Raw genomic sequence first — 13,861 nt, 5'->3', positions numbered from 1 at the left:
GGTCTCAGTCTCTCGTCGCTGAGGATGGGTCACATCACCCCCGAAAGGACTGCCTCCGCCTTGTTCGTAGCCTAACGTGCGGGAGTCGCACACGTACCGTGCGAAATTTTTAGTCCCATTCGCTGCCGCGCATCGCAATGCTCCTCTCGGCTGCCGTGTCATTCGATGACCTGCCCCCAGGGGAGGTCTTCCTAACGAAAGGCAGCTTAAGAGATGGAAGGGCAGCTTAGAAGAATTATATGTCGGTATGCGCAACATTAGCCAAGCTGGAGTGGATTTATTACGTTCTGTCCATCACGGCTAAACGGAGTGCGGTCAGGTCGCAGCGGTGTTGGTTTCGCAGACGGCTCGAAACTGCGGACCGTGTCTGCTCGGGTTATGAACGTGTTACTCCCCTGTTCGGCAGTCCTCGGTCTGCGGCCTCTCCCAGATTTTGGCTCGGTGTAGTGGCGTATTGCGCAGATTGGTATGACTAGGTCGTAAGAGCGGTCGGGACAGCTCCCCGCAACGTTCTCAGGCCGATGCGCGACCTTCGCATCGCCGCACGGGCGGTGAGTGCCGGGGGTGAACCGTAGGCTTCGTTGTGTGATCGGCTGAATGCCCGCGACGGCTGGAGCAGGGCGAGTGGAGATTCAGGTTCTAGGCGGCCTTTCGGTGCAACTACTTTCTCGTACGTTGCGCCTCGGAACACCCAAACAGCAGGCTATCTTCGCGATGCTCGCAGTTCAGCCAGGTCGACTGGTTACCGTGGCCGACTGCATCGATGAGTTATGGGTCGATCGCCCACCGCGATCGGCCGTAGCGAATGTGCTGAGCTATGCCGCCAATCTGCGCCGAACTTTCGAGGCTTTCCCGTCCGGTCGAGGGGTCGTCGTGCGGCAGCGGAAGGGCTTTCGTCTCGACGTGCCACCCGAGCTGATCGATGTCTCATGCTTTCAGATGGAGCGGAGCGCGGGCCGGGAAGCCTTGGAGGTCGGCCACCTGGAGCAAGCTCGGGAGTTGCTGAGCCGAGCCGTCGCTCGGTGGCAGGGCCCGATGCTCGCCGGCATCCCGCTGGGACCCGTGCTCAGCGCTCGCGTGCTCGCCGCCGAGGAAGAGCGTCTGCTCGCCGTGGAACTTCTTGCCGACGTACAGCTGAGATCCGGGCGGGGTGATCTGGCGATCCCGTTGTTGCGGGAAGTCATCGCCCGTCATCCACTCCGGGAGCCGACGTATGTCCTGCTGATGCGGGCTCTGTACGAGGGCGGCGATCACGCGGGCGCGCTCATCGCGTACGACGAGATCCGGACGCGACTGATCACCGAGCTGGGGGTGGTCCCCGGGGCAGCCATCGAAGAGTCGCACCGCAAGATTGCCACTTCGAGCCCAGTACCCGCTGTGCTCTCCCGACCAGGATCTTCCGTGGCGCTCGTGCACGACGCGGCGGGAGAGGCGGCAGCTGAACAAACGGGTCAGGTCAAACCGGTGGATCATCTTCCGCGGGCCGTCGCGGATTTCGTCGGGCGGGAAGACGTCCTGTCACGGCTGCTGGCGGAGACTCAGCGAGTCGAGGAACGAGTTCCGGCAGTGCACATGATCGACGGCATGGCGGGCAGCGGCAAGACGACCCTCGCCGTGCACCTGGCCCGCCGACTGTCCGATCGTTATTCGGACGCCACCCTGTTCATCGACCTGTGTGGCCATGGCGACAAGAACCAGGTCGAGCCAGGGGGCGCCCTGGTCACACTGCTGCGTCAGCTTGAGGTGCCGGCCGACCGTGTTCCGGTCGAGTTCGACGCCAGAGCGGAGTTGTGGCGACGGGAACTGGGCCGTCGAAGGTCGGTGCTCGTCCTCGACAACGCCGCGAGCAGCGAACAGATCCTGCCTCTCCTGCCGACTGAGCCGACCGCCGTCGTGCTGGTGACATCAAGGCGGAGGCTCTCTCATCCGGACGTGGCGCCTTCACAGACGTTGCCGGTGATGACTCCTGAAGAGAGTCTCGACCTCCTCGCATTCAGTGTCGGTAAGGCCCGGGTCGAAGCGGAGCCGGACGCCGCGGCCGAGGTGGTCCGGCTGTGCGGGCATCTCCCCCTGGCAATTCGGCTGGTCGGCGCCAGACTCGCCCATCGGCGCGGCTGGCGGTTGGCGGACCTGGCCGGACAGATGGCTGACGATCCTCTGGTGCTGCATCACCTGGGTCAAGAACAGAGCACCGTTACAGGCGCCTTCGCCGCCTCCTACGAGCCGCTCCCGGGTTCGACCAAGCGTGTGTTCCGGTTCCTGGGTCTGTATCCCGGTAACCGCTTCAGCCCGGCGGCAGTCGCCGCACTGACCGGCCTGACAGTGGCGGAAGCTCACGAGGCGCTCGACGACCTCGTCGACCGGAACCTGGTGGAAGACCTGGACTCGACGCGATATCGACTACACGACCTCATGCGCCAGTACGCCGTGGAGTTGTGCACGCGTACTGAATCCGCGAGCGACCGAAAGCTCGGGTTGGCTCAGCTGTTCGACTTCACGCTGGAGGCGGCGCTGAGGGTCGCCGATCTGCTGGAGCCCGGCGTCATCAGATCCCAGGTCACTCACCGCTCGTCCGGACGTCCTGAGCTGTTCGAGGCTATCGGTGAACCATGCACCGACTGGTTGGAGGCGGAGCGCACGGAACTGGTGGCAATAGTGTTGTCAGCACTCGAGTCGAAGCTCTACCAGCACTCCTGGCAACTGGCCCGCGCCCTCTGGCGATTTTTCTACATCCGCGGATACTACGAGGACATCATTCTGACCTTCCGCCACGCACTGACGGCGGCGGAGGCAACGGGAGATGTCGACGCGATGGCGGTGGTGAACAACTACCTGGCTTCCGCCTACGTACGCACCGGTGACAACCAGTGGGCACTTGACCACCTGACCCGGGCGGTGGACCTCTCTCGCAACTCCCGGGACGTCCGGAACACCGCGCGGTACCGGGCCAACCTTGCGGCTGTCTACGCGTGGAGCGGGCACCTTGCCGAGGCGGTGACGGTCGGTATGGAGAGCCTGCGCGACTACAAGGGATACGGAAATGTCGGGGTGCCAGTCGTGCTGCCGAATCTTGGCACGGCACTGATGATGCTCGGGCGCTACGAGGAGGCGTTGCGACTGCACCGCCGGCACCTGGCATGGGCCCGGACGAAGTCCGAGGACTTCCATGTGCTCAACGCCTTCGGTCATGTTGGGGCGGTGCGCGTGAGAATGGGCCATTTTCCGCAGGCAATCCGGATCCTCAAGGCCTCGTTGGCCTTGCGCGATCGCACCGGCCACCGGTTTGCCGAGGCTGAGGTCCGCAACGACCTCGGGATCGCCTATCGCGGTCTTGGCCGCCTGGTCGAGGCCCAACAGCAACACGAGGTGGCCAGGCAGTTGTCGATCAGCTCGGGGGAACGACACGTCGAGGCGGCCGCGCTGAACGAGCTTGGTCGCACTCTGCTGGCGCAAGGGCGGTGCGGCGAGGCGGCCGAGATGCACCAGGTCGCTCTGCGGTTGGCCACTCGGATCTCACACCCGTACGAGCAGGGACGTGCCTTGGCTGGTCTCGCCGAACACTTCACCCATGTCGACCCGGCGGAGGCCCGACGGCACTGGGAGCGGGCGTTGGCGATCTTCCGACGGATGGGTGTGCCGGAGCGCTTCGAGGCCGAACGTCGCCTCGCCGAGTTGACCGGCGCGACAGTGGTCGCAGGGCGCTGACCAGCCTGAACGGCGCTTATCGATTTCTTATCGGCAGGCCCGGTAACTTACCGGCCGTATCGGCGAACGGGGGAGGTTCTGCCAGTGGGCAGAACCGGGTCGTCGACACGCCCCGCTGCCGGGTCCCCCCAGCGACCTCGGCGGCGGGCTGGTGAGGGAGGAGCGGCGTCGGGGCCGTTGCGCCGTCAGCACCCGGTGCGGTAGCCAGCGTGACGCCGCTCCTTCCGACCGCCGTCGTACCGCACCGATAGGCTCACGACCGTGACCGAACCCGCGCAGCTCAGCCACGTCGATCGCGCCGGCGCGGCCCGCATGGTCGACGTCTCCGCCAAGGCGGTGACGGGTCGGTTGGCCGTCGCGGCCGGCCGTTTGCGGACCACGCCCGAGGTCATCGACCTGCTCCACCGCGACGGGCTGCCCAAGGGCGACGCGTTGGCCGTCGGGCGGCTCGCCGGGATCATGGGGGCCAAGCGCACCCCTGATCTGATCCCGCTCTGTCACCCGATCGCCCTGCACGGCGTCACGGTCGACCTGCGGTTGACCGCCGACACCGTGGAGATCACGGCCACTGCCCGCACGGCGGACCGGACGGGGGTGGAGATGGAGGCGCTGACGGCGGTCGCTGTCGCGGGTCTCGCCCTGGTCGACATGGTCAAGGCGGTCGACCCGGCGGCTTCGGTGGAGGCGGTCCGGGTGCTGCGCAAGGAGGGCGGCAAGACCGGCGAGTGGGTTCGGCCGGAGGACCGGCAGTGATCCGGGCTCGGGTGATCGTCGCGTCCAATCGGGCCGCGGCCGGTGTCTACGCCGACACCAGCGGGCCGTTGCTCGTCGCCGGCCTGCGTGAGCTGGGTTGCCAGGTCGACGACCCGGTGGTGGTGCCCGACGGTGAGCCGGTCGGCGACGCTTTGCGGGCCGCCCGCGCCGACGGTGTCGAGGTGGTGCTGACCAGCGGTGGCACCGGAGTGACCCCGACGGATCGGACCCCGGACGTGACACGGGGCCTGCTGGATTACGAGATCCCCGGCATCGCCGAGGCCATCCGCGCGCACAGTCGTGACCGCGTGCCGACGTCGGTGCTGTCCCGGGGCCTGGCCGGGGTCGCCGGTCGGATGTTGGTGGTCAATCTGCCCGGCTCGACCGGCGGCGCCCGCGATGGCCTGGCCGTTCTCGGGCCGATCCTCGGCCACACCGTCGACCAGCTCCGCGGCGGGGACCACTGACCGCTTCGCGGCGGCGGCCACTGACCGCTCCGCGGTGGCGGCCACTGACCGGTGCGCGCCAGGCCCGGGCGGGTGTCGGTCCGTGCCGATAGGCTCGGTCGGTGAGCACGGAAACCGCACCCACAGCGGATCGGGTCACCGCACCCCCGCCAGCCGGGTGGGAGGAAGCCCGTTCGCGGGTCTACGCGGTCGGTCTGGCCGCCGCTCTGCCCGCCACCGCCCGACCGCTTGTCGACACCGACGGGTCGACCCTGGCCGAGCCGTTGACCACCCGCACCGACCTGCCGGCGTTCCCGACCTCCAGCGTGGATGGCTGGGCGGTGCGCGGCAGTGGGCCGTGGCGCGTCGTCGGCCGGGTCCTGGCCGGCAGCACCCCCGCGCCGCTCACCGAGGACGACACCACCGTCGAGATCGCGACCGGTGCGATGGTGCCCGAGGGCGCCACCGCCGTGCTGCGGGTGGAAGAGTCGACGAGCGCTGACGGCCTGGTCACCGGCGTTCCCCGGGAGTCGCCCGAGTGGCGGAACCCCGGCGAGGAGGCGTACGCCGATGAGGAGTTGTTGCCGGCCGGCACGCCGGTCGACCCGGCGGTGATCGGCCTGGCAGCCGCCTGCGGGCACGACACGCTGCGGGTCCGGCGGGTGCCGCGCGCCGCGTTGCTGGTCTTCGGCGACGAGCTGCTGACGGCGGGCCCGCCCGCGGCCGGTCGCATCCGCGACGCGCTGGGCCCGGCGGTGCCGGCCTGGCTGCGGCGATACGGCTGCCAGGTCCGCCCATCCGACGTGGTCGGCCCGGTGGCCGACACGCTGCCCGCGCACGTGGCGGCCCTACGCTCGGCGCTGGGCCACGCCGATCTGGTCTGCACCACCGGCGGCACGATGAACGGCCCGGTCGACCACCTGCACCCGACCCTGGAGGCGCTCGGCGCCGACTACGTGGTCAACACGGTGGCGGTCCGCCCGGGCTTCCCGATGCTGCTGGCCCGGCTGACCGGCTCCGACGGGCGGGCCCGGTTCGTGGCCGGGCTGCCGGGCAACCCGCAGTCCGCCATCGTCGCGCTGGTGTCGCTCGTCGCCCCGCTGCTCGCCGGCCTCCAGGGTCGGTCGATGCCGGTGTTGCCGCAGGTCACGTTGGCCGAGGCGGTGCCCGGTCGCGGTGACCACACCCACCTGGCGTTGGTCCGACTGGACCGGTCCGCCGGCGTCGCGTTCCCGGTCCGTCACGTCGGCTCGGCGATGCTGCGGGGTCTGGCCGGCGCCGACGGGTTCGCTGTCATCCGACCCGGCACCAGCGGTGAGCCGGGCGACCGGGTGCCGATTGTGCCACTGCCGTTGTTTCCCGGGGAGCGTGCGTCGTGACGGCACCAGCGATCACCTTCGGCGAGGTCACCGACCAGCCGCTCGACCTCGCCACGCACGAGGCGGCGGTCGCCGACCGTCGGGCCGGCGCCGTGGTGTCCTTCCAGGGCGTGGTCCGCGACCACGACCACGGTCGCCAGGTCAGCAGCCTGGAGTACGAGGGGCACCCGAGCGCCGAGCAGGTGCTGCGCGAGGTGGCCGCCGAGATCGCCGCGGAGCCCGACGTCTACGCGGTGGCGGTCTCGCACCGGGTCGGCCCCCTGGTCATCGGTGACGTGGCGCTGGTCGCCGCGGTCAGCACCGCACACCGGGCGGCGGCCTTCGCGGCCTGCGCCCGGCTGGTCGACGAGGTCAAGGCGCGACTGCCGATCTGGAAGCGGCAGGTCTTCACCGACGGCACCGAGGAATGGGTCAACTGCCCCTGACCGCTCAGCGGCGGCCGTTGACCACCACGGCTCGGGCGAGCCGGTCGCCGTAGAACGCCGGCTCCGCGCCTGGGCGCCAGGGCAGCGCGGCGACCAGGATGATCAGCGCGAGCGCGAGTGAGTTCTCCATCAGTGCCCCGAACAGGCCGTCCTGGTAGTGCGACATCTCCGGCAGTTGGTGTTCGTACGGCCAGATCGGAGAGATCAGGAAGAGCAGGTAGAGCCCGATCGCGGCGAAGCCGTGGCGGAGCCCGGTCAGCGCCGGGTACCAGATCGGCGGGCGGAGCCCGTTGACCCCGGGTAGACCGCCGAAGGCCGGCCCCTGGCCGGTGCGCTGCGGCATCCCCCGGCTCGCCTCGCGGCGACGCACGGCGGCGTCGGCCAGCACGATGATCGCCGGGATCACCCAGACCAGGTGGTGCGTCCAGGAGATCGGGCTGATCACGTTCGCGGTGAGACCGACCAACGTGAAGGCGGTCAGCTCGTCACCGTCGGCGCGGGAACTGGCAGCCCGGGACAGGCCCAGCGCCAGGACCAGCACCGAGAAGGCGAGCCACAGCAGCCCGGGGGTCTCGATCGAGTCGTACAGCCGGGCGAGCAGGCCGGCGAGGGACTGGTTGGGCGTCATGTCCGCCGCGCCGACCCGTTCGGTCTGCCACAGCACGCTGCCGAAGTAGGTCCGCGACTCGTCACCGACGATCGCGAAGGTCCCCACCGTCACGCCGATCGTGGTGCCGATGGCGGTGGCCGCCACCCGCCACTGACGGGTGATCAGCAGGTAGGCGATGAACAGTGCCGGGGTGAGCTTGACCGCTGTGGCGAGGCCGATACCGGCCCCGGCCCAGGCTCCGCCGTAGATGAAGCGCAGCAGCGGCCCGTCGGTGGCGGCGTAGTGGGTGCCCCGGCGGGACCGCCAGCGAAGGCCGATCAGGTCAGCCATGATCAGGGCGAACAGCAGGATGTTGACCTGGCCGTAGCCGAGGGTCTCCCGAGCTGGCTCGATGGCGACCGCGAGCGGCACCGCCAGGGCGACCGTGAACCACAGTGGCCACCCCAGTCGATCCACGATGGGTCGGAGCAGCCCGGCCAGCACCAACGCCAAGGCGGCGATGCTGGCGGCGGCGTTGACCAGGCCGGCCGCGCCGATCGGCAGCTGCGCCATCGGCAGCATGACCAGCCCGGCGAAGGGCGGGTAGGTGAACCCGAGTGTGGTTTCGGGCGCGATGAACTCGTAGAGCTCGTGACCGCTCGCCCACCACACCACGGCACCGTGGTAGATCTTCATGTCGAAGAAGTTGTACGGCCGCCCGAAGGTGCCGATGGCAAGCCATGCGGCATAGGCGACGGCGGCCACGATGGCGCCCCGTACGACGTTCCTGCGATCGATCCCGCGCGTCACACGGTCGATCCCGCGTGACACACGTTGGATTGGGGCGAGGCGGTCCGCCCGTCTACCGACATCCGTCGGCATGGCGTGGCCACCCCCGTACCAAGGTCGTCCTACCCGTCCAGGTCCTGCACGGAGCCTAGAACGGCGCCTCACGTCAGTGCCTCCCGCGTTATGCGACCGTGTCCGATCCCACACATGTTTTTTACATTTCCACCGCGTTAACGCCTACCGGGTGGTTCAGGTGATTCGTGGCCTTAGCGAGGGGTGGGGGTGGGACGCAGACGGATCGACGCAGGTCAGCCGGGGAGTCGACGTGCGGTGGCCGCGGAGCGGACGGCGATTCGGGCCTCGCGGCGGGCGGTCCGGACGGCGCGTTGCATGGAACGTCGAGAGTGGCCGATGCGATGGCCCGTCCGCCACCGCAGACCCGGCTTGCCTTCGGTGTCCGCCGCGGCGAGCAGCAGACCGCCGAGGAGCCCGAGGTTCTTCAGGACGTGAATCTGGTTGTTGTTCTTGGCGATCGGGTCGTCGTTGTTCCAGAAGGGATGCCCGGCGATGGTCACCGGCACCAGTGTGCCGGCCAGAACCAGCGCCGCGGGTCGACTGAGCCGGCCGGTGGCCAGCATCAGACCGGCGCTGACCTGCACGGCCGCGTTGAGCCGGATCAACGTCTCGGTGTCGGTGGGGAAGCTCGGGTGTGCCTTCTTCAGCACCGGTGCGACCTTGTCGGTCACCGGTTTGGCGGCCACCGTGAGCCGGCCGGGGTCGCGTAAGTTGCGATACCCGCTGACCACGAAGATGCCGCTCAGCATGGCGCGGGCGAGGGAGCGTACGGGCGTCATGGATCAGTCATACCCCGTCGCGACGTTTGCTACCCCGTCAACCGCAGGATCGGATTGGTGTTCGTACACGTACGCCACGCCGAATCGAGCGACAGTCACAGATGGACGGGCGCCGACGGGTAACGTCGCGCGGGTGACCACGCTGCGGCTACGCCCCGAGGACCCGGCCGACGCCGGCCCGGTCCGCCGCGTACTGGCCGCCGCCTTCGCCCGCCCGGACGTGGCGACGCCGCCGGAGGTCAGCCTGGTCGACGAGCTACGCGACACCACCGCCTGGTTGCCGGAGTTGGCCATGGTCGCCGAGTACGGCGGTGAGGTGGTCGGCTACGCGCTGCTCACCCGGGTACGGCTGCGGCCGGAGCGAGGCTCGGACGTGCCGGTCCTGGCCCTCGGCCCGGTGGCGGTCGCGCCGCACCGACAGCGTGTCGGGCACGGCACGGCGGTGGTGCAGGCCGCCCTGGACGCCTCCACCGAGTTGGGCGAGCGGCTCGTCGTCGTCCTCGGCGCTCCGGTCTTCTACCGCCGGTTCGGGTTCGGCCCGGCGAGTGAACTGGGCCTGACCGGCCCGTGGGCCGGCCTCGGTGAACCCTGGCAGGCGCTGGTGCTGCCGCCGTCCACGAGCGAGGAGGGCCCCCCGCCGCGCGGTGAGGTGCTCTTTCCGGCGCCCTGGTCGAAGGTCTGACCGAGTCCACGCGATTGCCGGGGTCAGGCCGGCTGCGTCCGCAGGTACCGGCCGAAGTGCGGGACGGTGAAGGCGACAGTGCCCCGCTCACCGGAGTAGATCAGCCCCTTCTTGATCAGCGCGTCCCGGGCCGGGGACAGACTGGCCGGCTTGCGGCCGAGGGCACGGGCGATCTCCGCGGTGGGCACCGCGGCGTCCATGTCGTCGCGGACCACAGCGCCGGGCTCACCCTCGACCGCGGACATCATGGCCATCGCCCGCATGTACTCGCGTTCGGCGGGAGTGGCCCGTTCGAAGCGGGAACCGAAGAACCCGACCGCCAGCTCCGCCTCCGCCTCCGGTGCGGCGACCCGCACATCGGCGGCGGTGATCGGCGAGCGTGGGGCGTGGTCCCAGGTGGCCTTGCCGTACGCCTGGACGAAGTAGGGATAGCCGCCGGACTTCTCGTAGAGCAGGTCGAGTGCCTTCTGCTCGTACTCGACCTCCTCGCGCTCGGCGGGCGCGCAGAGCGCTCGGTCGGCGGCGATCCGGTCGAGCCGGTCGATGCGTTGATAGCGGAACAACCGTTCGGAGTACGACTTGGCGGCGCTGAGCACGGCCGGCAGGTGCGGAAGGCCGGCGCCGACGACGATCAGCGGCGCGCCGAGCTGGGACAGCTCGTGGCAGGCGGCGCAGAGCGCCGACACGTCCTCCGGGCCGAGATCCTGCATCTCGTCGATGAAGATGGCGATGCCGGTGCCGACGTCACTGGCCACGGCGGCGGCGTCACTGAACAGCTCGACCAGGTCGATCTCGATGTCGCCGGAGTCGGCCCGGCCGCTGGCGGCCGGCACGTCGATGCCGGGCTGCCACCGGTCGCGCAGCTTGGTGGCGGCACCGGCCCGGCCGGTCGGGTTGGATCGCTGGGCGAACGCCTTGAGGACGCCGAGGAACGCGTCGATCCGGTCCGGTGCGCGGTGGCGGGGGGCGAGCTCCCGGACCGCCATGTGCAGCGCGGCGGCTACCGGTCTGCGCAACGACTGGTCGGGTCGAGCCTCGATCTTGCCGCTGCCCCAGAGCCGGTTGATCGCCTGCGACCGGAGCGTGTTGAGGAGAACCGTCTTGCCGACGCCGCGCAGCCCGGTGAGCATCAGGCTGCGTTCGGGTCGACCCCGGGCGATGCGTTCGAGCACGATGTCGAAGACGTCCAGTTCCCGCCCCCGCCCGGCAAGTTCGGGCGGACGCTGACCGGCGCCCGGCGCGTACGGGTTGCGGACCGGATCCACGCATCGCAGATTATCGGGCCATCTAGCTGCGAGGCTAGACATGGATAGATGGGGCTACCGGCGTGTCGAGACCGTCGACCATAAACTAGGGCTGTCTAGCGTCCACGCTAGACAGCCCTAGTTTTGGCAATCGGACCGGCGATCGGCCAGATCGGGCTAGCGCTTCTTCAGACAGAGCACGTAGTCGAACAGGTCGACCGAGTTGTCGTGCACGTAGTTGGCGGTGGCCTGTGGCGCGAGCGTCTCGCACCGGTCGCCGTCGGTGGTCGCCGGAATTCGCAGCAGGACCTGGTAGGTGTTCGGGCCGCAGGGCACCTTGCGGAGGTCCGCGTCGTTCTCACTGCCGTCGTTCACCACGCAGTCACCCCTGGCGAACTCCTCACCCGGAGTAGGGGCGGCCGACGTCGGGGCGTCGCTGGGCAGCGCGGGTGGAACGACCGGGGCACTCGTCGATGGGGCACGCGCCGCGTCGCTGCCAGCGTCGGCCACCTTCCACACCGCCCACCCGGCCAGGCCGAGGCACGGACAGAGCACGAGCAGCACCACCACAGTGATGATGAGAGCGACGTTACGTCCGGTCTTCTTCGCCGGCGCGACGGGCGGCATCCCGTAGCCGCCGGGAGGCTGCTGATCCCACGGCGCGGATGGCTGGCCCGGCATCGGCCCGGCCGGCTGACCGGGCATCGGGCCCGCCGGTAGATACGGCCCGGCTGGCTGACCGGGCATCGGGCCCGCCGGTGGATACGGCCCGGCCGGCGGGAACGGCCCGGGCGGTGGGTAACCCGGGCCCGAGGTGGGCGGCGGTGCCCACATCGGCGTGGTCGGCGGCTCCGGGTTGGAGGGCGGCGGCGCCCACATGGGTGCCGTCGGTGGCTCCGCGTCGGTCGGGGGAGGACCCCACTGCTGCCGGGTCGGGTCGTCCCCGGCCGGCGGGGTGCTCAACTGGGGCACCGTCGGGTCGACCGGTGGTGAGCTGTCCGGCTCGTTGGGCGGGCGCTGGTACGGATCGTCCGGCTGATCGGAACCCGCAGGTCCGTAGGTCGTCATGTCATCCCCGGGGTGGGTGGTCTCAGCGTTGCTTGAGGCAGAGGACGAAGTCGAGAGTGTCCAGCTCACTGTCGAAGAAATACCAGTTGGTGTAACCCTCGACCTTGCCGCACTTGGCCTCGGCGTCCCGCTCGCCGCTGGTCGGGCCGTCGATCCGGCTCAGCACCTCGTACGACTTCGCGGTACAGCCGCTGATCAGCAGCTTCGGCTTGCCGCCGGCGGTGCCGTCGTTGCGGACGCACTGGCCGACCTTCGCGAACCGGGGATCGGCCGACGACTCCGGCGCGGCCGCGCTCGGCACGGGCTCGACCACGTCCGCGCTGGGCTCACCGGCAACGGCCGAGTTGCTCGGCGCGGCTGCCGGCGCCGGGTCGCTCTGCCCACGGCGCAACCAGAACGCGCCAGCGACGGCCACCACCAGCAGGACGACGGCCAGTACCGCGATCAACGGCCCCCGACCGCGCCGGCTCGGTGCCGGATCCTCGCCGTACGGGTCGTCGGGCCGGTACGGCTGCCCGTCGTACGGCGGGGTCGGCTGGTACGAGCCGCCGTAGGGCGTGCGGGGCTCGTGGCCGTAGGGCGTGTCGGTCCCGCCACCGTAGGGAGCGCCGGGCGTTGCCCCGTAGGGCTCGCCGGGCGCCGCTCCGTAGGGCGGGGTGGGTGGGCCGCCGTACGGCCCGGGACGTCCCTGCGGTGCGGGCGGGTACGACGGGACCGCCGGCGGGTAGGGCTCCGACGCGGGCGGGTAGGGCTGCTGCGCCGGTCGACCGGGCGTCTCGTCGGGTCTCTGCCCACGCCACGGCCCTGGGTGGCCGCCCCCCGGTTGTCCGTAGTTCGTCATGCCGCCCTCCTGCACGAGTGGTGAGAGGCCGGCCACCAAAGCGCGACGCGGGCTCCGGGGTCACCGTAGCGTGGTCCACTGATGAGCTCACCTCCACCGAGCACCACGGCCCTCGCCGACCGTCGTGCCAGCAGCACGCCGACAGTGATCTGGACCGCGTTGATCGTGGTCTACGTGCTCTGGGGGTCGACCTATCTGGCCATCCGGATCACCGTGGAGACGATGCCTCCGCTGCTGTCGGCCGCCCTCCGGTTCGCCGTGGCCGGCCTGGTCCTGGCGGTGGTGCTGCGACTGCGTAGAGGCCCTGGCGCGCTGCGGGTGGACCGACGGCAACTCGGCTCGGCCGCGTTGGTCGGAGTGCTCCTGCTCACCGCCGGCAACGGCCTGGTGGTGCTCGCCGAATCGGGGCCGCCGGGAGTGGCGGTGCCGTCCGGGATCGCCGCGCTGCTGGTGGCCACGGTGCCGCTGCTGGTGGTGCTGTTGCGCTCGGCCACCGGGGACCGGCCGCCGATCTGGACGTTCGCCGGGGTCACACTGGGCTTCGTCGGCCTCATCCTGCTGGTGCTGCCGGGCGGAAGTTCGGCAGCGGTGCCGCTGCTCGGGGCGTTGACAGTGGTGGCGGCAGCCACCTCCTGGTCGGTCGGGTCGTTCCTGTCCGGACGGATCCGGATGCCCGCGGACCCGTTCGTGGCCACGGTGTACGAGATGATGGCCGGCGCGCTGGTGCTGGTGGCCGTCGCCGCCGGCCGGGGCGAACTGGCCGACTTCCACCCGGCGGAGGTGAGCACCCGGTCCTGGTTGGCGCTGGGCTACCTCATGGTGGCCGGCTCGCTGGTGGCCTTCACCGCGTACGTCTGGCTGCTGCACAACGCGCCGATCTCGCTGGTGTCGACGTACGCCTACGTGAATCCGGCGGTCGCGGTGGCGCTCGGCGCGCTGCTGGTGGCCGAGCCGATCACCCCGCAGGTGCTGCTCGGCGGCGCTGTCATCGTCGCCGGGGTCGCCCTGGTGGTGACCACCGAACGGCCGCGTCGGGCGGGCACAGGATCACGATCGGGGGACGCGCCGGTGCGCGACCGCCAGTAA

The 13,861-nt window shown here is 70.1% G+C and carries 11 protein-coding genes and 1 pseudogene; 7 read left to right on the top strand and 5 right to left on the bottom strand.

Annotated features, from left to right (window positions below; genetic code table 11):
• Positions 1-624: 624 nt before the first annotated feature.
• The 5 genes from NIE111_RS30025 to NIE111_RS30005 all read left to right on the top strand — a co-directional run bounded on the left by NIE111_RS30025 (position 625) and on the right by NIE111_RS30005 (position 6,708).
• Positions 625-3,705 (top strand): AfsR/SARP family transcriptional regulator, encoded by a 3,081-nt coding sequence (locus tag NIE111_RS30025; protein WP_238687605.1) that lies wholly within the window; start codon positions 625-627, stop codon positions 3,703-3,705.
• Between the two features lie 261 nt (positions 3,706-3,966).
• Complete coding sequence (gene moaC, locus NIE111_RS30020) at positions 3,967-4,458, top strand: cyclic pyranopterin monophosphate synthase MoaC (RefSeq protein ID WP_210782042.1); 492 nt, start codon at positions 3,967-3,969, stop codon at positions 4,456-4,458.
• On the top strand, positions 4,455-4,925 hold the full coding sequence (locus tag NIE111_RS30015) for a MogA/MoaB family molybdenum cofactor biosynthesis protein (protein ID WP_091397543.1): 471 nt from the start codon (positions 4,455-4,457) through the stop codon (positions 4,923-4,925). The genes moaC and NIE111_RS30015 overlap by 4 nt, the downstream gene beginning before the upstream one ends.
• 101 nt (positions 4,926-5,026) lie before the next feature.
• Positions 5,027-6,283, top strand: a complete 1,257-nt coding sequence (locus tag NIE111_RS30010; protein WP_238687604.1) for a molybdopterin molybdotransferase MoeA — start codon at positions 5,027-5,029, stop codon at positions 6,281-6,283.
• Positions 6,280-6,708 carry a molybdenum cofactor biosynthesis protein MoaE gene (locus NIE111_RS30005; protein WP_238687603.1) on the top strand — a complete coding sequence of 143 codons (429 nt, stop codon included), beginning with the start codon at positions 6,280-6,282 and terminating at the stop codon, positions 6,706-6,708. The genes NIE111_RS30010 and NIE111_RS30005 overlap by 4 nt, the downstream gene beginning before the upstream one ends.
• Before the next feature lie 4 nt (positions 6,709-6,712).
• Here the strand turns inward: NIE111_RS30005 and NIE111_RS30000 are convergent, their stop codons facing one another.
• Both NIE111_RS30000 and NIE111_RS29995 read right to left on the bottom strand, forming a co-directional pair.
• On the bottom strand, positions 6,713-8,179 hold the full coding sequence (locus NIE111_RS30000; RefSeq protein ID WP_238687602.1) for a glycosyltransferase 87 family protein: 1,467 nt from the start codon (positions 8,177-8,179) through the stop codon (positions 6,713-6,715).
• Positions 8,180-8,394: 215 nt separating this feature from the next.
• Complete coding sequence (locus NIE111_RS29995) at positions 8,395-8,940, bottom strand: DoxX family protein (protein WP_238687601.1); 546 nt, start codon at positions 8,938-8,940, stop codon at positions 8,395-8,397.
• 133 nt (positions 8,941-9,073) lie between these two features.
• On the opposite strand from NIE111_RS29995, the gene NIE111_RS29990 reads away from it, so the two are divergent.
• On the top strand, positions 9,074-9,622 hold the full coding sequence (locus tag NIE111_RS29990) for a GNAT family N-acetyltransferase (protein ID WP_091396674.1): 549 nt from the start codon (positions 9,074-9,076) through the stop codon (positions 9,620-9,622).
• 23 nt (positions 9,623-9,645) lie between these two features.
• On the opposite strand, the gene NIE111_RS29985 is transcribed toward NIE111_RS29990, so the two are convergent.
• From NIE111_RS29985 to NIE111_RS29975, 3 genes and pseudogenes are all read right to left on the bottom strand, one after another.
• Positions 9,646-10,887: an ATP-binding protein gene (locus NIE111_RS29985; protein ID WP_091396677.1), complete on the bottom strand. Its 1,242-nt coding sequence runs from the start codon at positions 10,885-10,887 to the stop codon at positions 9,646-9,648.
• Between the two features lie 156 nt (positions 10,888-11,043).
• Complete coding sequence (locus NIE111_RS32360) at positions 11,044-11,493, bottom strand: LppU/SCO3897 family protein (RefSeq protein ID WP_308193777.1); 450 nt, start codon at positions 11,491-11,493, stop codon at positions 11,044-11,046.
• 463 nt (positions 11,494-11,956) lie between these two features.
• Positions 11,957-12,439 (bottom strand): annotated as a pseudogene (locus NIE111_RS29975) (LppU/SCO3897 family protein); the annotation flags it as partial.
• Between the two features lie 417 nt (positions 12,440-12,856).
• On the opposite strand from NIE111_RS29975, the gene NIE111_RS29970 reads away from it, so the two are divergent.
• Entirely contained in the window at positions 12,857-13,861 is a 1,005-nt protein-coding gene (locus NIE111_RS29970; RefSeq protein WP_238687599.1) for an EamA family transporter, read from the top strand.

This window comes from Micromonospora hortensis (genome assembly GCF_022230935.1).
Lineage (GTDB): Bacteria > Actinomycetota > Actinomycetes > Mycobacteriales > Micromonosporaceae > Micromonospora > Micromonospora hortensis.
The sequence above is the reverse complement of the archived record's forward strand: the minus strand, read 5'-3'. Positions and strand labels throughout refer to the sequence as shown.